This window comes from Mesorhizobium sp. M8A.F.Ca.ET.057.01.1.1, assembly GCF_003952565.1.
In the GTDB taxonomy this organism is placed as follows: Bacteria; Pseudomonadota; Alphaproteobacteria; order Rhizobiales; family Rhizobiaceae; genus Mesorhizobium.
In genome coordinates this window covers 1303730-1323395 of sequence record NZ_CP034454.1, presented here as the reverse complement: position 1 = coordinate 1323395, position 19666 = coordinate 1303730, and the positions used below count along the sequence as shown (strand labels likewise).

Below are 19666 nucleotides of genomic sequence, written 5' to 3'. Positions count from 1 at the left end.
CCGTTTGTGAGTCGTTCGATTCTGTTCAAATCAAAAGGCCTTGCAGGCTGCCGTTTGTCCCCGGATTTGCCCAAACGGACGTGTCGTTTTCACATCCGAATATCGATCCTAATGGTTAATCATCGCTTATTGAAGCCAAAATGCGGTAACACCGTGGCGATATCCCGTCAAAAATTGTTCGCACGGTTTCTTGGTAAACCGCTGGTTTAGATCAGGATTCCGGCTTTGGCCGAACACGATCTGTTACCATTGGCCTCAATGCGTGAACAACACCCCATCGAGTGCCGCCTCCGGCCCGCCATAGTCCGGGGAACGCACTCTGTCAGCCCCCTATAATGACGAGGGAAACTGGTCCGGGCCTTGCGGTTCAGGAAGCAAGCCTGTCGACGCGGCCGGTTTCCGGGTCGATGCCGTATTCCTTGAGCTTGCGGTAAAGCGTCGAGCGGCCGATGCCGAGCCGGCGGGCGACCTCGCTCATCTGGCCATTGTAGTGATCGATGGCGAGCTTGATCATTTCGAGTTCGACATCGGCCAGCGCACGCACATTGCCGCGCTCGTCGAGCGCCCGCAGCGTGCCGAAGCGGGGCTGCGCCCCGGCGGGCTGCACAGCTGCCGGGGCGGTCTCGTCGGGCACAACATCCTCATCGCGCGGCGCCAGCGAGGGGGCAGCCCCGCTTGCTTCCAACGTGTCATCCGCTTCGAGATTGACAGTGCCTTCCACCTGCGCCCGGATCTGGGGAAAGTCATCGGCGGTCAACACATCGCCTTCGCACAGCACCGAGGCGCGGAAGACGGCGTTTTCGAGCTGCCGGATGTTGCCGGGCCAGTCATAGGCCTGCAGAACGCCAAGTGCCGCAGCCGAAATGCCCTTCAGCCGATGACGCGGGTCGGCCGGCGCCACCTTTTCCATGAAATGCGTGACCAGATGGGGAATGTCGTCGCGGCGGTCGCGCAACGGCGGCACGAAGATCGGGTAGACATTCAGCCGGTAGAACAGATCCTCGCGGAATTTGCCGTCCTTGACCTGCTGCAGGAGGTTGCGGTGCGTCGCCGAGATCAGCCGGATGTCGACCTTGACGGTCGAGCGGCCGCCGACCGGATCGACCTCGCCCTCCTGGACGGCGCGCAGCAGCTTGACCTGGACGTCGAGCGGCAGGTCGCCGATCTCGTCGAGGAACAGCGTGCCCGAATGCGCCTCGACGAATTTGCCGGTGTGCTTGTCGGTGGCGCCGGTGAACGAGCCTTTCTCGTGTCCGAACAGGATGGATTCCACCAGATTGTCGGGGATGGCGCCGCAATTGACCGTGACGAACGGTTTCGAGCGGCGGTCGCCGCTGCCCTGGATGGCACGCGCCACCAGCTCCTTGCCGACGCCGGATTCGCCTTCGATCAGAATCGGAATGTGGGAGGCCGCCGCTTTCTGGCCGAGGCGTATCACCCTGTCCATGGCCGGACTGTGGGTGACCATGTCCTTGAAGGTCAGCAGCCCGCCGCGTTTGCGCGACGTGCGCTTGACCTCGCCCTCGACCGCTTCGACCTTGAGCGCATTGGAGATCGAGGCCTGCAGCCTGTCGGGCGAAGCCGGCTTGACGACGAAATCGAAAGCGCCGTGGCGCATCGCCGAAACCACGGTTTCGATACCGCCCTGCGCGGTCTGCACGATGACCGGCACGCTGATGTCGCGCTCGCGCATCGCCTTCAGCACGCCGATGCCGTCGAGACCGGGCATGACAAGGTCGAGGATCACGACCGAGACATCGCGGGCGCCAGGCCCGTCGAGAACTTCGAGGCCGGCGGCACCGCCATCGGCGACGATCGCGGTATGGCCGAACCGCGTCACCGCCGCCTCGAGCAGCCGGCGCTGCACGGGATCGTCATCGACTATGAGTATGGAACCTGTCATGACTGTCTTGGTCTGCCCGCGCCCGAATTCCCCATGGATCATCTTGGCACAGGGTTCTAAATAAGGTTTCAAAAAACCCGGTGAACGAATTCCTTAGGATTTGACCGGCTTCTCCATTCCCGTTGAGTCTGGCTCCCTAATTCCGGCCACTTGATTCAAAGCGGCCAGTTGATTCAAAGAAGGCCAGTTTGGTTCAAAGAAGGTATGTCGATGCGCATGATGTTTGATCGGCGGATTGCGGCGCCAGCGTCCGGTCAGGGCGCGGCCGGGCTTGGCGATCTGCCGGAATGGAACCTCGCCGACCTTTATGCCGGCATGGAAGCGCCGGAACTGAAACGCGACCTTGCCAAAGCGGCCGCCGACGCCATCGCATTTGAGGCACGCTGGAAAGGCACGCTCGCCGCCGAGGCCGGGCGCGGCAGCGCCGGCCGACTGGGCGAGGCGCTGGTCGCCTACGAAGCGCTCGAGGAACTGATCGGCCGCATCGTCTCCTATGCCGGCCTCGTCTATGCCGGCAACACCGCCGATCCGCAGCGCGCCAAGCTCTATGGCGACATCCAGGAGAAGATGACCGACGCCAGCGCGCATCTGCTGTTCTTCGCGCTCGAGTTGAACCTGATCGACGATGCGGCGATCGAAGGCGCGCTGGCCAGCGACCCCGCCTTTGCGCATTACCGCCCGTGGGTGCTCGATCTGCGCATGGACAAGCCCTACCAGCTCGAGGACCGCGTCGAGCAGCTTTTCCACGAAAAATCGATCACCGGACGCGGCGCCTGGAATCGCTTGTTCGACGAGACGATGACCGATCTTCGCTTCGATATCGACGGCGAGGAACTGACGCTGGAGCCGGCCCTCAACCGCCTGCAGGATGCCGACGGCGAGGTCCGCCGGCGCGCCTCGGAGGCGCTGGCCACCACCTTCCGCAAGAACCTGCGCACCTTCACGCTGATCACCAACACGCTTGCCAAGGACAAGGAAATTTCCGACCGCTGGCGCGGCTTCGAGGACATTGCCGATTCACGCCACCTCGCCAACCGCGTCGAACGCGGCGTGGTCGATGCGCTGGCCACCGCCGTGCGCGAGGCCTATCCGCGCTTGTCGCACCGCTACTACGCCATGAAGGCGCGCTGGCTCGGCATGGAGGTGATGAACCACTGGGACCGCAACGCGCCGTTGCCGGAGACGCCACAGGCGGTGATCGGCTGGGACGAGGCCAGGAACACGGTGCTGTCGGCCTATCACCGCTTCTCGCCCGAGATGGCCGAGATCGCGCGCACCTTCTTCGACCGCAACTGGATCGATGCGCCGGTGCGTCCGGGCAAGTCCCCCGGCGCCTTTGCGCACCCGACCGTGCCATCGGCTCACCCCTATGTGCTGCTCAACTACATGGGCAAGCCGCGCGACGTGATGACGCTGGCGCATGAACTCGGGCACGGCGTGCATCAGGTGCTCGCCGCCGGCCAAGGCGCGCTGATGGCCTCGACGCCGTTGACGCTGGCGGAGACGGCATCCGTCTTCGGCGAGATGCTGACCTTCCGTTCGCTGCTCGAGCGGACCACCGACCGGCGCGAGCGCAAGGCCATGCTCGCCCAGAAGGTCGAGGACATGATCAACACGGTGGTGCGCCAGATCGCCTTCTATGAATTCGAGCGCAAGGTGCATGCCGAGCGCCGCAAAGGCGAATTGACATCCGACAGGCTCGGCCAGTTCTGGCTGGAGGTTCAGGCCGAAAGCCTGGGACCGGCGATCAAATTGCGCGAGGGCTACGAGGTGTTCTGGACCTACATCCCTCATTTCATCCACTCGCCCTTCTACGTCTATGCCTATGCGTTCGGCGACTGCCTGGTGAACTCGCTCTATGCGGTCTACCAGAATGCCGAGCGCGGCTTTCAGGACAAGTATTTCGAGATGCTGCGTGCCGGCGGGACCAAGCATCATTCGCAGCTTCTGGCGCCATTCGGCCTCGACGCAACCGACCCCGCCTTCTGGCAGATCGGGCTCGGCGTGATCGGCGGCCTGATCGACGAACTGGAAACGCTGGACGATTGAGACGCCCTCTGGTCGGGCAAGAACAGTTTAGCCGGAATGCATGTCTGGACCCGGCTATTCTTGCCCTAAATATTTGTTCTTGAAGAACTCTCCACGGACGTTTTCCGATAGCTTTCCGCAAGCTCTATGGTAGCTTTCCCTTTAAGCTCAGCCGGAGCGCATGCGGATCGGCGAGGGAAAGTCTCCGCCAGCCGTGCGTCCAGGCGAACGCGACAAGGCCGTTGGCCATGGGCAAGGAAAGCCGATCGCCGACAGCTCGAACCGAAGCCGGCTGTTCCGCGAACCCGCGGGACCATCATCGAGTAGTCCTTCGCCGAAGGTCATGACCCCGCGGCAGACGGATCTGACTGGAGAGAGACAATGGGCACTTTTTTTATGTGGTCCTGGCGTTCCTGGTAGGCGTGTTGGTCGGCTGGTTCATCTGGGGGCGTCTGCGCGGTGAGCTCGACAGCCTGCGCGGCGACCTCGATCGCACCCGCAGCGAGCGCGACAAGCTGCGCGCCGACAGTGACCGCCTGACCGGCGAACTCAACGCATGCGGCAAGACCCGCTCCGACCTCGAGCGCCAGCTGCGCGAGGCGCAGGCCTCGTCGGGCGCCGGCGGAGCAAAGGCGTCAAGCCAGCCACCGGCAGCCCTGATGTCGACGCCTGCCGTTGGTAAATCCGCTCCGGCGACGGCCAAGCCAGCCGCCGCGAAGGCCGCGCCGGCAAAGGCGGCGCCGAAGCCCGCTGCGGCCAAATCCGCAACCGCTTCGGCACCGGCGGCCAAGGCTCCAGCGACCAAGGCACCGGCTGCCAAAGCTCCGGCGAAGGCAGCGCCCGCCGCCAAAAAGACGGCATCGCCAGCTGCCAAGCCGGCGTCGGGCAAGCCCGACAATCTGCGCCGGCTGATCGGCATTGGCCCGGTCAACGAAAAGCTGCTCAAGGCGCAAGGCGTCACCACCTACGCCCAGATCGCCGCCTGGACGGCAGCCGACATCAAGCGAATCGAGGATGTCATGAACTTCGACGGCCGCATCGCCCGCGAACGCTGGATCGAGCAGGCCAAGTTGCTCGCCGCCGGCAACGAGGCCGAATTCGCCAAGCAGTTTCCGACGGCCGGAACCGCCAGCAACACCTGAGCGATGGATCCAGGGACCATGTGACGGCGGCGCCAAGGCGCCGCCGCATTCTTTTTGCCGGCAAGGTTCGATCCGGCAAAGGTCGGCTTTGAGGGACAGGGTGCCGTTCCCTCGATTGCGCGCGCACGGCCCCCCATATAGAGCGATCGTCGGCTACATCGATCCCGGTTCCCATGTCCCTGCCCGCCGCAATTTTCCGCAACGACGAAAGCGCGCGCCAGCTCGTTTTCGAGCGGCCGGCCGATATCATCGTCGCGCATGAGGCCAAGGACTTTCCGGCGGCGTTGCAAGCGGCGCAGGCCGCGCATGACGCCGGCAAATGGCTGGCCGGCTATTTCTCCTACGAGGCCGGTTACCTGCTCGAGCCGAAACTCGTTCCCCTGCTGCCCGGCCGGCGCCGAGCCCCGCTGGTTTGCCTCGGGGTCTTCGATGCTCCTGATGAAGAAGCCGTGCCGCAGCCAAGCACGCCCACCAATGGCCCGATCTTCGATGCAAGGGCGACGTGGTCGTTCGAAGACTACGAGAAGCGGTTCTCGCGGCTGCACCAGCACATAAGGCGGGGCGATTGTTACCAGGGCAACCTCACCTTCCCGGTGCACGCGCAATGGTCCGGCGATCCGCTCGCCGCCTTCGACGCGCTGACCGAACGCCAGCCTGTGAAATATGGCGCGCTGATCGCGCTCGGCGACCCGATCGTTCTGTCGCGCTCGCCCGAACTGTTCTTCGAGATCGATGCGGCGGGGAGGATCGAGACGCATCCGATGAAAGGTACCGCACCGCGCGGCGCAACCAGGGACGAGGACGAACGGCAGAAGAATTTCCTGCGTACCGACGAGAAGAACCAGGCCGAGAACCGGATGATCGTCGACCTGCTGCGCAACGACATATCGCTGATCAGCGAGGTCGGCACGCTGGAGGTGCCGGAATTGTTCCGCATCGAGACCTACCCGACCGTCCACCAGATGGTGAGCGACGTCAGGGCCAAGCTGCTGCCCGGCCTCGGCATACGCCAGATCTTCGCGGCGCTGTTTCCCTGCGGCTCGATCACCGGCGCACCGAAAATCCGCGCCATGGAGATCCTGCACGATCTGGAGGGCACGCCGCGCGATGTCTATTGTGGCGCCATCGGTTGGATCGCACCCGGCGGCACGATGCGCTTTTCCGTAGCGATCCGTACCATCTCGCTCTTTGCCAACGGCGAGGCCGTCTACAATGTCGGCGGCGGCATCGTCTTCGATTCGGTCGCGGAAGAGGAGTACCAGGAGTGTCTGCTCAAAGCCCGCTTCGCGACGGGGACACCGCCGGTTTCGAGCTGATCGAGACCATGCGCTGGGAACCCGCCTCGGGCTTCCTGCGCCTCGATCGCCATCTTGCTCGCCTTTATGGCTCGGCGGTGGAACTGGGCTTCAGCTATGATCCGCAAAAGGTCGGCGAGGCCCTGAGCGGCGCGGTCGATCGATCGCCCATCGCCATGCGCACGCGGCTCGCTCTGTCGCGAAATGGCGAGACCAACGCCTCTGCGCAACCCTATGAACCCCTTGCCTCCGACAAGGTGTGGACGCTGCGGCTGGCACGGACGAGACTCGATTCGAGCAACATGCTGCTGCGCCACAAAACCAGCCGCCGGCAGCTCTTCACCCAGGCCCGCTCCGAATATCTCATCACCCAGGCCGATGAGGTGCTGCTGGCCAATGAGCGCGGCGAGATCTGCGAAGGCACTATCACCAATGTCTTCGCCGATTTCGGCGACGGCATACTGGCGACGCCGCGGCTCGATTGCGGCCTGCTGCCTGGCGTATTGCGCGGCGCGCTTCTGGATGAAGGCCGCGCCAGTGAAGCGATCTACAGCTTGGCTGACCTGAAATCCGCCAAGGCACTGTTCGTCGGCAATTCGCTGCGCGGGCTGATCCCGGTAAGACTGATCTGAGGCATGACGTCCCTACCCGCCCACACGCCCTATGATGGCTCGTCGAAACTCTTCACCATCGGGCTGAAGCCGCTCGACCCCGCGGACTGGATCGAGGTCGACGATCACCTGCTGCCCTATCTCGCCGAGAAGCGCCGGCTCTATGCCGAGATCCCCGAGCGAGTTTTCGTCGAGGAGGACGGCACGCGCGCCGCCCAGCAGGAGGTGCTCGAATTGCTCGGCGCCTACCTGCCGGAAAGATTCCCCGACACCCACCGGCGCGGCGATGCGGGCGTTGCGGTCGTGGGCGCGACGGGCCGTCCCACGATCCCCTCCAGCCTCGCCGCCGCTCCCTTGGTCGCGGCCTCGCTGCTTGTCCAGGAAGACCTCATCCTCATGCGTCGCGACGACAGCGGCTGGCGTCTGGCCGCGGGTTCGCTGTGCTTCCCCTCGTCCTGGGCGCTCACTGAAAAATTCGGCAAACCGCTGCAGCAGATCCACGAGCCGGTGCCGGGCTTCGGCCCGGGCACAAGGCCGGCCGATCTCATCAACCGGATGTTCGATGGCCTGCAGGGCCAGGCGGTCGAGCGTTACAATTGGTCGATCCAGTCAGGGGACGCGCTCTACCATCCACTGTCCAATGTCGAGCGCATCGACCGCGCCACCAGCCGGCCGACACGTTTCCCCGACGGTGACGTCAAGGCGCACGCCTTCATTCGAGTGGAGCGCCAGACGTTGCGCAAACTGCCGGCGTCGCGCGATATCCTGTTCACCATCCGCATCCATCTCGACCCGCTCGCCGTGCTGGCGCGGCACCCGGACCGGGCGACGCTGGCGGCGTCCTTCGCTGCCCAACTCGAAGCGCTCGATATCGCCCAGCTCGACTACAAGGGCCTGACATCGGATCGCGATCGGTTGATCGCTGTCCTTAACCACATGGCCAAGGACGCGTAACCGCGGGTTGGCGCTTTTCGCTGGTTTATGACAATGATCTGTGATGTAGCGCATGGCCGTTGGGCGAAAATGCCCGGCTTTTGCATGGGGTTGCTCGGCTTTTGCACGTAGTTGCCCGGCTTTGCACGCAGTTGAAGGAGTGCTCGATAAAATGGCGAATGAAAACTGGCCCGTTTACGGTGAGATCACCGGCCCCGTGGTGATGATCGGCTTTGGCTCGATCGGACGCGGAACGCTGCCGCTCATCGAACGCCATTTCAAGTTCGACAAGTCGCGCATGACGGTCCTCGACCCGCGCGATACCGATCGCAAGCTGCTCGACGAGCGCGGCATCGCCTTTGTCCAGGAAGCGGTGACCGAGAAGAACTACAAGAAGCTTTTGACGCCGCTTCTGACGAATGGCGCAGGGCAGGGCTTTTGCGTCAACCTGTCGGTCGACACCGGCTCGGTGGACTTGATGCGGCTCTGCCGCAAGCTGGGCGTGCTTTATATCGACACCGTCGTCGAACCCTGGCTTGGCTTCTATTTCGACGCCAAGGCCGACAATGCGAGCCGCACCAACTATGCGCTGCGCGAAGCGCTGATCAAGGAAAAGCACGACAAGCCCGGCGGCGCGACGGCGATCTCCACCTGCGGTGCCAACCCCGGCATGGTGTCATGGTTCGTCAAGCAGGCGCTGGTCAATTTGGCCACCGATCTTGGCATGGAATTCTCCGAGCCCGCGCAGGACGACCGTGAGGGCTGGGCGAAGCTCATGAAGAAGGCCGGCGTCAAGGGCATCCACATCGCCGAGCGCGACACCCAGCGCACCAAGAAGCCCAAGCCGATGGATGTGTTCTGGAACACCTGGTCTGTCGAGGGCTTCATCTCTGAAGGATTGCAGCCGGCCGAGCTCGGCTGGGGCACGCACGAGACCTGGATGCCGAAGAACGGCAAGAAGCACAAGCACGGGTCCAAGGCCGCGATCTACCTGGAGCAACCGGGTGCCAACACGCGCGTGCGCTCTTGGTGCCCGACGCCCGGGCCGCAGTATGGCCTGCTGGTGACGCACAATGAGGCCATCTCGATCGCCGATTTCTTCACCGTGCGCTCCAAGAAGGGCAAGGTTCAATACCGCCCGACCTGCCACTACGCCTACCATCCCTGCAACGATGCGATGCTGTCGCTGGACGAGATGTTCGGTGCCGCCGGCAAGCCGCAGCCGGTGCACCATGTGCTCGACGAGAACGAACTGGTCGACGGTGTCGACGAACTCGGCGTCCTGCTCTACGGCCATGACAAGAATGCCTACTGGTACGGTTCGCAGCTGTCGCTCGCCGAGGCGCGCAAGCTGGCCCCGTATCAGAACGCCACCGGCATGCAGGTCACCTCGGCGGTTCTGGCCGGCATGGTCTGGGCGCTAGAAAATCCGGCCGCCGGCATCGTCGAGGCCGACGAGATGGACTACAAGCGCTGCCTCGACGTGCAGTCGCCCTATCTCGGACCGGTCAAGGGCTATTATACCGACTGGACGCCGCTCGACAGGCGCCCAGGTCTCTTCCCGGAGGACCTCGACCGCAGCGACCCGTGGCAATTCCGCAACATCCTCGTCCGATAGCATCGCGCGGACCCTATGCCATTGCCTTGCAATCGCCCGGAAATCGGGCGATTGAAGGGATGCGGCCTGGAGTGGCGAGTGCGTCCCGTTGGACGCATAAGCACACCCCAGCACTTTGGACGTTCGCGTCGCGATTTCCAGAAATCGGACCGATTTTTGGACCGACGCGTTTGGAGAGGATTCATATGACTATTGCGCGCAAAGTTCTTTCTATGGGCGTGGCGGGCGCCATTGTCTCGATGCTCGCTGCCTGTACCACCAGCGGCCCCGGCGAGCCGCCGATGGCAACGACGCCGAAAGGCGTCGAGGGTTCCTGGATCGATGCCAAGGGCACCGGCCTGTCGACCTTCAACGGCGGCAAGTTCACGACCGTCGCCACCGACACCGGCCAGAAGCTGGCCGATGGCAGCTACACGATGACCGGCGCCACTTCGGTGCAGATCAACGGCACCTCGCTGATCCGTCAGACCGGCGTCAGCTTCAACTGCCTGCTGGTGTCGACCAGCCAGCTCAACTGCACCAGTTCGGGCGGCCAGAATTTCGTGCTGACGCGACGCGCCTGAACCGGAGAACATTCGCTTGCTCAAGGACGGCGGCCATTGGCCGCCGTCCTTTTTTATGCCGGCAAAGCTCACCTGGATTTCCGCTTGCGTCGGCCGGAAGGCGATGGGAACATGATCAACGCTGGCTGTTATATCCCAGTCAAGCAAGGGCGTTAGACGCCTCTGATCAGCCTACCGGGAGACGAAGATGAAGAAGCTTGCCGCCATTGCCGCCCTTTCCGCGTCGACGCTTGGCCTGTCGGCCGGCGCATCCTTTGCCGACTACACACTGAACATCCTGCACATCAATGACTGGCACAGCCGCATCGAAGGCAACAACAAATATGAATCGACCTGCTCGGCCGAGGAGGAGACCAAGGGCGAGTGCATCGGCGGCGCCGGCCGGCTGATCACCGCCATCGCCCAGGAACGCAAGAAGCTGGAAGGCCAGAACGTGTTGCTGCTCAGCGCCGGCGACAATTTCCAGGGTTCGCTGTTCTACACCACCTACAAGGGCAAGGTCGAAGGCGAGTTCCTCAACGACATGAAGTTCGACGCCATGGCGCTCGGCAACCATGAATTCGACGACGGCGAAACGGCGTTGGCGCCCTTCCTCGACATGATCAAGTTCCCCGTGCTCGGCGCCAACGTCAAGGCCAACGCCCAGTCCAAGCTCGGCGACCGCGTCAAGCCGTCGATCGTCGTCGAGGTCGGCGGCCAGAAGATCGGCATCATCGGCGCCGTCACCAACGACACGCCCGAACTCGCCTCCCCTGGCCCCAACATCACCATCGAGGACGACGTCAAGTCGATCACGGCGGAGGTCGAGAAGCTCAAGGGAGAAGGCGTCAACAAGATCATCGCCGTGACCCATATCGGCTATAACAGGGAGCGCGACGTCATTGCCAAGATCCCCGGCATCGACGTCGTCGTCGGCGGCCACAGCCACACGCTTCTGTCCAACACCGACCCGAAGGCGGCGGGACCCTACCCGACGATGGTCGACAACCCCGGCGGCTACAAGGTACCTGTGGTGCAGGCGGCGTCCTATTCGAAATATCTCGGCGAGTTCAAGGTCGTGTTCGACGACAATGGCGTCGTCAAATCGGCGAGCGGCGACCCGATCCATCTCGACAAGTCGATCACGCCCGACCCCGCGGTGCTCGCCCGCATCAAGGAACTCGGCGCACCGATCGAGGCCTTGAAGAACAAGGAAGTGGCCGAGACCACCGACGTGATCGACGGCAGCCGTGAGAACTGCCGCGCCAAGGAATGCGCGATGGGCAACCTCGTCTCCGACGCCATCCTCGACCGCGTCAAGGGACAGGGCGTCGAGATCGTCATCTCCAACGGTGGCGGCCTGCGCGCCTCGATCGACAAGGGCACCGTCACCATGGGTGAGGTGCTGACCGTGCTGCCGTTCCAGAACACGCTGGCGACCTTCCAGATTTCCGGCAAGGACCTGGTCGCCGGGCTCGAAGGCGGGCTCAGCCAGATCGAGGACGGGGCCGGCCGCTTCCCGCAAGTGGCGGGCCTCAAATATTCCTTCGACAGGTCGGTCGCACCCAATGCCGGCCGCGTCAAGTCGGTGGAGGTGATGGAAAACGGCGCCTGGACGCCGATCAATCCCGACAAGGACTATCTGGTTGCCACCAACAACTATGTCCGCCAGGGCGGCGACGGCTACAAGGTCTTCGCCGAAAAGGCCAAGAACGCCTATGACTACGGCCCCGGTCTCGAACAGGTGGTTGCCGACTATCTCGGCGCCCACCGGCCCTATACGCCGAAGCTCGACGGCCGCATCACCGAGATCGCGGCGACGGTTGCGGCGGCGCCTGCCGCCGAGCCGGCAAAGCCTGCCGAACCAGCAAAGCCTGCAGCGCCGGCCGAGCCCGCCAAACCGGCTGAACCTGCAAAGCCCGCCGATGCCGCACCGGCGATGCCTCAACTGCCTGCCAACTCAGGCGATATCGCCAACACGCCGCCAGCCATATCGACGGAAAACGCGCCTCCCTCACCAGCCACGCCGGCACCTGAACCGGCAAAGCCTGCCGAGACTGCCCCAGCCGCTCCCGCCCCGGCAGCACCCGCGCCCGCCGAGCCGGCAAAGCCCGCTGAAGCCGCACCGGCCACCGGCAGCCATGTCATCGTTACGGGCGACACCTACTGGGATCTGGCGAAGAAGGCCTATGGCGACGCGACCAAGTGGAAGCTCATCTACGACGCCAACAAGGGGCAGAAGCCTCACCGGCTTCCGATTGGCGGCACGCTGACCATCCCGCCGAAATAGCCTTCGCTTCGAGGCCTGGAAAACACCACCCGCCCGGGAAACCGGGCGGGTGTCGCTTTTTAAGGCTAAGGTGCGGCCAGACGCAGCATTGAAAGCCTGCGCAAGATGGTTAGGTTCGCGCCATCCGGAGAACCCTTATGACGCTTTCTTCCCAGATCGATGCCGACGCCGCAAAGGCGGTTGGCCCGCTGCCGCCAGGCCATCCGCCGGTCAAGACGGGCAAGGTTGGCGTCATGCTGGTCAATCTCGGTACGCCCGACGGCACCGATTTCAAGCCGATGTGGCGTTATCTCAGGGAATTCCTGTCCGATCCGCGCGTCATCGAGCTCAACAAGGCGATCTGGTATCCGATCCTCTACGGCCTGGTGCTGACGTCGCGGCCGAAAAAATCCGGCGCCAACTACGCCAGGATCTGGAACCGGGAAAAAAACGAGTCGCCGCTGCGCACCTATACCCGCGCGCAAGGCGAAAAACTGGCCGAGGCGCTGCGCGACCTGCCCAACGTCACCGTCGACTGGGCGATGCGCTACGGCAATCCGTCGACGGCAAGCGTGGCTGAGCGGCTGGTCGCGCAAGGCTGCGACCGCATCCTGTCGTTTCCGCTCTACCCGCAATATTCCGCCACCACCACCGCAACCGCCAACGACCAGCTGTTTCGCGCTCTGATGAAGATGCGCCGCGCGCCGGCGATCCGCAGCGTGCCGCCCTACTACGACGAGCCGGTCTACATCGAGGCGCTGGCACATTCGATCGAGCAGCATCTGGCAACGCTGGATTTCGAGCCGGAGGTGGTCATCACCTCCTATCACGGCGTCCCGAAACCCTATTTCGAGAAGGGCGATCCCTATCATTGCCACTGTCTCAAGACGACGCGGCTGCTGCGCGAGCGGCTGGGCTGGGACGAGAACAAGCTGATCACCACCTTCCAGTCGCGCTTCGGCGCGCAGGAATGGCTGCAGCCCTACACCGACAAGACGGTGGAGAAACTGGCCAAGGACGGCGTCAAGTCGATCGCCATCGTCAATCCCGGCTTTTCCGTAGACTGCATCGAGACGCTGGACGAGATCGGCCGCGAAGCTGCCGAGACCTTCCATCATGCCGGTGGCGAAAAATTCGCCCATATTCCTTGCCTCAACGACAGTCCGGAAGGCATGGCGGTGATCGAAGCGATGGTACGGCGCGAGCTGTCTGGCTGGGCCTGACGCCGGAACCACCACCACTCCGGGGGCGTTGAGGCGCACCTTCCGGAGACGTGGATGCCGCGCAAACTTGACCTCAGAACCGGCCGGCCCGTCTGGTCGGCCTATCGCGCGCCCGCGGTGCCGACCGACAGTCTGACCCGGGACGTCAAGACCGATGTGCTGATCATCGGCATGGGGATCAGCGGCGCCATGATGGCCGAGGCGCTGACGGCGGACGGTCACGCCGTGATCTGCATCGACCGCCGCGGACCGCTGAAAGGCTCGACGGCGGCAACCACGGCGCTGGTGCAGTTCGAAATCGACCAGCCGCTTTCAATTCTGTCGAGAATGATTGGCAAGGCCGAGGCACGGCAGGCGTGGCGACGCTCGCGGCTGGCCGTTTCCAATCTTGCCGCCCGCGTCACCGAACTCGGCATCACCTGCGGCATGAGCCGTACCCAATCGCTCTATCTGGCCGGCACCGTGCTCGGCCCATCGCAATTGCGTGAGGAAGCCGAGGCGCGCCGGCAAGCTGGGATCGCCGCGACCTATCTGACCCCTCGGCCGCTCGCCGAGGCGTTTGGCGTCGACCGCGATGGCGCCATCCTCAGCCATGGCAACGTCGCGCTCGACCCGCGCAAGCTGACGGCAGGACTGCTGCTCGAGGCGCTGGGGCGCAAGGCTCGCCTCTACACGCCCGTCGAAGCGACGGCGATCAAGGACAGTGCCGACGAGGTGGTCGTGGCAACCAGGGACGGCCCCACCATCACGGCGCGGCATGTCGTCTTGGCCACCGGTTACGAGTTAGTCGACATCGTGCCGGCGGCGGCCCACCAGATCATCTCGACCTGGGCGATCGCGACGCGCCCACAGCCGCGAAAGCTCTGGCCGGGTGCGACGTTCATCTGGGAGGCGTCGTATCCCTACCTCTATGTCAGGGCGACCACCGACGGCCGGGTCATATGCGGCGGCGAGGACGAGGATTTCGTCGACGAGACACAGCGAGACGAACTCATCCCTGACAAGAGCGAACGCATTGCCGAAAAGCTTGGCAGGCTGTTGCCGCATCTCGACGCCAGGCCCGAATTCGCCTGGACCGGCTCCTTCGGCACGACGACCACAGGCCTCCCCTACATCGGCGCCATTCCCGGGCATCCGCGCATCCATGCCGTGATGGGTTATGGCGGCAACGGCATCACCTTCTCGCGCATCGCTGCCGAGATCGTTCCGGCCTCGATCGGCGGGCTTGAAGACACGGATGCAAGCCTGTTTGCCTTCAACCGTTGAGTGTATACTCGCAAACAATCCCTCATCACCTGATTGTAACGTTGCTGAAACACACTTAAGTCTTTGGTGAAGTCGGCCACGTGGGAATGGCTCGCGTGGCCTGCCTCTGAGGGAGAGCCAAATGGATTTCAGTGGTTTCGATATTGCGGTCGTTGTTCTGGTCGCGCTTGTCGTGCTGGTGCTGTTCAAGGGCATCAAGACAATTCCGCAGGGATACAACTATACCGTCGAACGCTTTGGTCGTTACACCAAGACACTGAGCCCCGGCCTCAACCTCATCACGCCGTTCGTCGACCGTATCGGCGCCAAGATGAACATGATGGAACAGGTGCTCGACGTTCCGAGCCAGGAGATCATCACCCGCGACAACGCCATCGTCGGCGTCGACGGCATCGCTTTCTACCAGATCCTCAATGCGGCACAGGCCGCCTATCAGGTTGCCGGCCTGCAGAACGCTATCCTCAACCTGACGATGACCAACATCCGTACCGTCATGGGCTCGATGGACCTCGATGAGCTGTTGTCCAACCGCGACGCCATCAACGAGCGCCTGCTGCGCGTCGTCGACGAAGCGGCGCATCCGTGGGGCATCAAGATCACCCGCGTCGAGATCAAGGACATCAACCCGCCGGCCAACCTGATCGAATCGATGGGCCGCCAGATGACCGCCGAGCGCAACAAGCGCGCGCAGATCCTGGCCGCCGAAGGCCTCAAGCAGTCGCAGATCCTCGAAGCCGAGGGCCGCAAGGAAGCCGCCTTCCGCGACGCCGAGGCGCGCGAACGCTCCGCCGAAGCCGAAGCCCGCGCCACCCAGGTCGTGTCGGAAGCGATTTCCAAGGGCGACGTGCAGGCGCTGAACTACTTCGTCGCCCAGAAATACACCGAGGCGCTGGGCAAGATCGGCACCGCCACCAACAGCAAGATCGTGCTGATGCCCTTCGAGGCCTCGTCCCTGATCGGCTCGCTTGGCGGCATCGGCGAAATCGCCAAGGAAGTCTTCCGCGGCGAAGGTACGACCGGTGCGCAAAGGCAGGCAGCACGTCCGCCTGTCGTCAGGCCCTCCGAAAACTGAGATAGGCCACGCTCATGATCGACCGCATCGTTTCTGAACTGGGTCCCTGGAACTGGATGGTTCTGGGCTTCGTGCTGCTGGTGGTAGAGGTCATCGCGCCGGGTTTCTTCATGCTTTGGATCGGCGTCGCCGCCCTGATCGTCGGCGCGGTGTCGCTGCTGATCTGGGATGCCGCCATCTGGACATGGCAGGTCCAGGTGCTGCTATTCCTCGTGCTGTCGCTGGTTTCAGCCTTTGTCGGCAAGAAACTCATGGGCGGACGCGACCAGCCGACCGACCAGCCGCTGCTCAACCGCCGTGGCGCGCAGATGATCGGCAGGATGGCGACACTTGCCGAACCGATCCGCGACGGCCGTGGCCGCATCAAGCTCGGCGACACGCTGTGGCGCGTCTCCGGCCCGGATTTGCCCGCCGGCACCCAGGTCCGCGTCACCGCCGCCGCCGACACCGACCTGGAGCTGACGGTGGAGCAGGTCTGAGATTCAGACAGCGCCAACGCGCTAAGGTGTTGAGATTCAGGTCAGGCCGAGTCGAGAAGGATGGCTTTCGAGAACCGGAGCGGAGCGTACTTAAGTACGTGAGCTCAGTTCTAATGCGACGCAGTAGAACGGGGAAGCGCAGAAAGCCGTCTTTCGCAGGCCGGCCTCACCTGAATATCGATGCCTCAGGCTGCGCCGATACGCAGCAGGTCGTGGAAATGCACCACGCCCAGCGGCATGTTGTTCCTGGTCACCACCAGTGCGCCGATATTGTGCTCGTTGAGCAGCGCGATGGCCGTGCCTGCAAGCGTCTGCGGGTCGACCGTCTTGGGCGTACGGGTCATCACCTCGTCAACGATGACGTCGGCCAGGTTACGGTGCAGGTTGCGCGCCACATCGCCGTCGGTGATGATCCCGGCCAGTTCGCCATTCGCGTCGACGATCAGCACGCAGCCGACCTTCTTCTGCGACAACGTCATCACCGCTTCCGGCATCTTGGTGCCGAGCGCTGCCAACGGCATCTGGTCGCCGACCCGCATGATCTCGGAGACCATGGTCAGGTTGGCGCCGAGCTGGCCGCCGGGATGGAAGGTGCGGAAATGGTCGGGCGTGAAGCCGCGCGCCTCGAGCAGCGCGATCGCCAGTGCGTCGCCGACGACCAGCTGCAGCAGCGTCGACGTCGTCGGCGCCAGGCCATGCGGGCAGGCCTCGGGGGCGCGTGGCAACAAAAGCACGACGTCGGCCGCCCGCGCCAGCGCCGATGTTTCGCCCGAAGTGACGGCGATGAGCGGAATCGAGAAACGCCGGGAATAGGCGACGATGCCCATCATCTCCTTGCTCTCGCCCGACCAGGAGATGGCGATAATGGCGTCGTCCTTGGCGATCATGCCGAGATCACCATGATTGGCCTCGACGGGATGGACGAAGAAGGCAGGCGTGCCGGTCGAGGCCAGCGTCGCCGCGATCTTCGAACCGATATGGCCGCTTTTGCCGACGCCGGTGACGATGAGCCGGCCCTCGATCTTCGAGATCATGTCGACGGCATGGGCAAAGGGTGCCGCCAATCCGTTCTCGAGCGCCTCGGCAAGGGCCGCGATCCCGGCCTGCTCGGTTGCCACCGTTCTCAGCGCCGATTCGATCGACGCTTGCCTGTCCAGGGGCTTCTTATCGAGAGGTCTCGCATGCATGGATGATGCGATTAGCGCTTTGCCGCCCGCCTGTCCAACAGAAATGGCCTTCCGCATGACGGCCGAATGTGTGCGGCAATTGGGGACAGCCACAAGGATCAAAACAGAAAGCACGACGCGGACCCGCATTGTCGCCCGCGGAAATCGCGTTTGGGCCGGTGACGCGCGCGGCCTCAATCCTCCGTTAACCATCCCCATTTACGGTTCGGTAAGTATGGCGCGCACGCGCCGCGCAAGCAGTGGTGGCGATGTCCGGGGTCCAGCCAGAAAAATCGAGAGGACGGCGGGGCAAGGCGGTCTGCGCCTTGCTGCTGGCAACCAGCGTCCTTGCCTTGCTGCGTCCTGCGCCCCTCCAGGCCCAGGAAACGGAACTGCGTGGAGAAGTGTCGGAATCGGCGATCCTGTCCGACCAGCAGCGCAAGGCAAGAAACCTGGTTCTTGTCCAGCAAGCGGCGGCCAATGCTGCCGCGCAGGGCGATGCGTCGGCGCGCACCTATCTGCCGGCCAGCGCCGGTGCCGTGCCTGACGATGCCGACGCCGCGAACTCGACCACCAGCGTCTTCGACCCGCCCCAGGCCACCGACGATACCTCCGCCGACGCACCGCCGCCGCCCAAGCCGCGCCGCACTTCGACCGCCAGGCAGAACGCGGCCGACAAGGCAAAGGACAAGGCTGCCGACAAGTCCAAGAAGAAAAAGAGCACCACGGCGGCTACGGATCCAACCACCACCGCCACTACGGCGACGACCGACGATACCGACAACACCGCGACGGACCAGGAAGCGGCCAACCGCCGTGCACTTACCATCGACAGTGTGGACAGGCAGAAACTCGACGCCGGCGCCGAGCGCACCGCTGCGATCGAAGGCCGGAACAAGAAGCCCGAGGACGATCCGTTCGCCGCCACTGGTGTCAAATGGGGCTCCTTCGTCATCCGGCCGACCATCGAACAGGGGCTGACGGCGACGACCAACGGCGATTCGAGCAGTGCCGGCACTTCGGCGCTGCTGTCCGAGACGGCGCTGCGCTTTACCGCCGCTTCCGACTGGCGCGAAAACTCGGCGACCATCGACGGCTATGGCATTTTCCGCGAAACCGTGTCGGGCTACCCGGTTCACGATGCGCAGGGGCGCATCCAAGGCCAGCTCAACGTCGATCTCGACAAGGAATTGCGCGCCATCGCCAAGCTCGGCTACGAAGCCGTGCCGGAATCGGCGTCTTCGCCCGATGCCATTGCCGGCGTCAGCACCCAGCCGCTGCGGCAGACGATCGATGGCAGCATCGGCGTCGAGAAGGCGGTCGGCAAGATGCAGTACACGTTGACCGGAGCGGTCTCACACGACTTCTACGGTGACGCCAAGCTCTCCGACGGCACCTCGCTGTCGCAGAAGGATCAAGACAACACGCTCTACACGGCAACCTTGCGCACGGGCTACGAGATTTCCCCGGCGCTCACGCCCTTCACCGAAATCGAGGTCGGCCGCCGGGCCTATGACCAGCGCATCGACAATGAAGGCTTCGAGCGATCCTCGACGCGCCTCGGCGCCCGCGCGGGCCTGCAAGTCGACATGGGCGAGAAGCTGTCGGGTGAATTCTCGGCCGGCTGGCTCAGGGAAGCGGTCGACGACAAAAGCCTTGAAGCGATTTCGGGTGCCACCGTCAATGCCGATCTAAAATGGTCGCCCGAACGCGGCACCACGATCGGCCTGACCGGCAAGACCACCGTCGAGACCACGACCACATCGGGCGAAAGCGGCGATATCCTCTACTCCGGACGCCTGACGGGCGAACGCGTGATCCGATCCAATCTCACCGCGAATGCGGCCCTGGGCCTGGACTGGCGCGACTATGTCGGCATCGACGGCCATGACAGGATCCTGAGCGCGGAAGCAGGCCTGACCTGGTGGCTGAACCGCTATGCCGGCCTCACCACCCGGGTAAGAACCGAAAAGCTGACCAGCAACCTGCCCGGCCGCGACTACACAGCCAACAGCATCTACCTCGGCATGAAAGTGCAGCGCTGAAGGCGTATGCACTTCGTCGTCCTGCGCCGCGTCGCTTCGCTCCTTGCTACGCCCCAGTATGACGAAGTGTAGGG

The 19666-nt window shown here is 63.8% G+C and carries 15 protein-coding genes; 13 read left to right on the top strand and 2 right to left on the bottom strand.

Annotation, left to right across the window (positions count from 1 at the left end):
• Positions 1 to 367 precede the first annotated feature (367 nt).
• Entirely contained in the window at positions 368 to 1903 is a 1536-nt protein-coding gene (locus EJ077_RS05830) for a sigma-54-dependent transcriptional regulator (RefSeq protein ID WP_208700348.1), read from the bottom strand.
• 210 nt (positions 1904 to 2113) lie between these two features.
• On the opposite strand from EJ077_RS05830, the gene EJ077_RS05825 reads away from it, so the two are divergent.
• The 12 genes from EJ077_RS05825 (at position 2114) to EJ077_RS05770 (ending at position 16381) form a co-directional block, all read left to right on the top strand.
• Positions 2114 to 3952: a M3 family oligoendopeptidase gene (locus EJ077_RS05825; protein ID WP_208700346.1), complete on the top strand. Its 1839-nt coding sequence runs from the start codon at positions 2114 to 2116 to the stop codon at positions 3950 to 3952.
• 377 nt (positions 3953 to 4329) lie between these two features.
• Positions 4330 to 5073 carry a proton-conducting membrane transporter gene (locus EJ077_RS05820; RefSeq protein WP_245458647.1) on the top strand — a complete coding sequence of 248 codons (744 nt, stop codon included), beginning with the start codon at positions 4330 to 4332 and terminating at the stop codon, positions 5071 to 5073.
• Between the two features lie 173 nt (positions 5074 to 5246).
• Positions 5247 to 6389 (top strand): aminodeoxychorismate synthase component I, encoded by a 1143-nt coding sequence (locus EJ077_RS05815; RefSeq protein ID WP_208700344.1) that lies wholly within the window; start codon positions 5247 to 5249, stop codon positions 6387 to 6389.
• Positions 6338 to 7000 carry an aminotransferase class IV family protein gene (locus EJ077_RS05810; RefSeq protein ID WP_208700342.1) on the top strand — a complete coding sequence of 221 codons (663 nt, stop codon included), beginning with the start codon at positions 6338 to 6340 and terminating at the stop codon, positions 6998 to 7000. Before EJ077_RS05815 ends, EJ077_RS05810 begins: the two co-directional genes overlap by 52 nt.
• A 3-nt stretch (positions 7001 to 7003) precedes the next feature.
• Positions 7004 to 7933, top strand: a complete 930-nt coding sequence (locus EJ077_RS05805) for a heme-dependent oxidative N-demethylase family protein (RefSeq protein ID WP_208700340.1) — start codon at positions 7004 to 7006, stop codon at positions 7931 to 7933.
• A 151-nt stretch (positions 7934 to 8084) separates the two neighbouring features.
• Complete coding sequence (locus tag EJ077_RS05800) at positions 8085 to 9530, top strand: homospermidine synthase (protein WP_208700338.1); 1446 nt, start codon at positions 8085 to 8087, stop codon at positions 9528 to 9530.
• Positions 9531 to 9715: 185 nt separating this feature from the next.
• Positions 9716 to 10093, top strand: coding sequence for a hypothetical protein (locus EJ077_RS05795; RefSeq protein WP_208700336.1), 378 nt, complete (start codon positions 9716 to 9718; stop codon positions 10091 to 10093).
• 187 nt (positions 10094 to 10280) lie between these two features.
• The gene (locus EJ077_RS05790) at positions 10281 to 12362 is read left to right on the top strand and encodes a bifunctional metallophosphatase/5'-nucleotidase (RefSeq protein WP_208700334.1); all 2082 of its coding nucleotides are present in this window, start codon (positions 10281 to 10283) and stop codon (positions 12360 to 12362) included.
• A 137-nt stretch (positions 12363 to 12499) separates the two neighbouring features.
• Positions 12500 to 13564 (top strand): ferrochelatase, encoded by a 1065-nt coding sequence (gene hemH, locus EJ077_RS05785; protein ID WP_208700332.1) that lies wholly within the window; start codon positions 12500 to 12502, stop codon positions 13562 to 13564.
• 54 nt (positions 13565 to 13618) lie between these two features.
• Positions 13619 to 14830: an NAD(P)/FAD-dependent oxidoreductase gene (locus tag EJ077_RS05780; RefSeq protein ID WP_208700330.1), complete on the top strand. Its 1212-nt coding sequence runs from the start codon at positions 13619 to 13621 to the stop codon at positions 14828 to 14830.
• 121 nt (positions 14831 to 14951) lie between these two features.
• Positions 14952 to 15902: an SPFH domain-containing protein gene (locus EJ077_RS05775; RefSeq protein WP_208700328.1), complete on the top strand. Its 951-nt coding sequence runs from the start codon at positions 14952 to 14954 to the stop codon at positions 15900 to 15902.
• A gap of 14 nt (positions 15903 to 15916) precedes the next feature.
• Positions 15917 to 16381, top strand: coding sequence for an NfeD family protein (locus tag EJ077_RS05770; protein WP_208700326.1), 465 nt, complete (start codon positions 15917 to 15919; stop codon positions 16379 to 16381).
• 185 nt (positions 16382 to 16566) lie between these two features.
• Here the strand turns inward: EJ077_RS05770 and EJ077_RS05765 are convergent, their stop codons facing one another.
• Positions 16567 to 17568, bottom strand: a complete 1002-nt coding sequence (locus EJ077_RS05765; RefSeq protein WP_208700324.1) for a KpsF/GutQ family sugar-phosphate isomerase — start codon at positions 17566 to 17568, stop codon at positions 16567 to 16569.
• 248 nt (positions 17569 to 17816) lie between these two features.
• Here EJ077_RS05765 and EJ077_RS05760 point away from each other — a divergent pair, with 248 nt between their 5' ends.
• Positions 17817 to 19592 carry an outer membrane beta-barrel protein gene (locus tag EJ077_RS05760; protein ID WP_208700322.1) on the top strand — a complete coding sequence of 592 codons (1776 nt, stop codon included), beginning with the start codon at positions 17817 to 17819 and terminating at the stop codon, positions 19590 to 19592.
• The last annotated feature ends 74 nt before the right edge of the window (positions 19593 to 19666 follow it).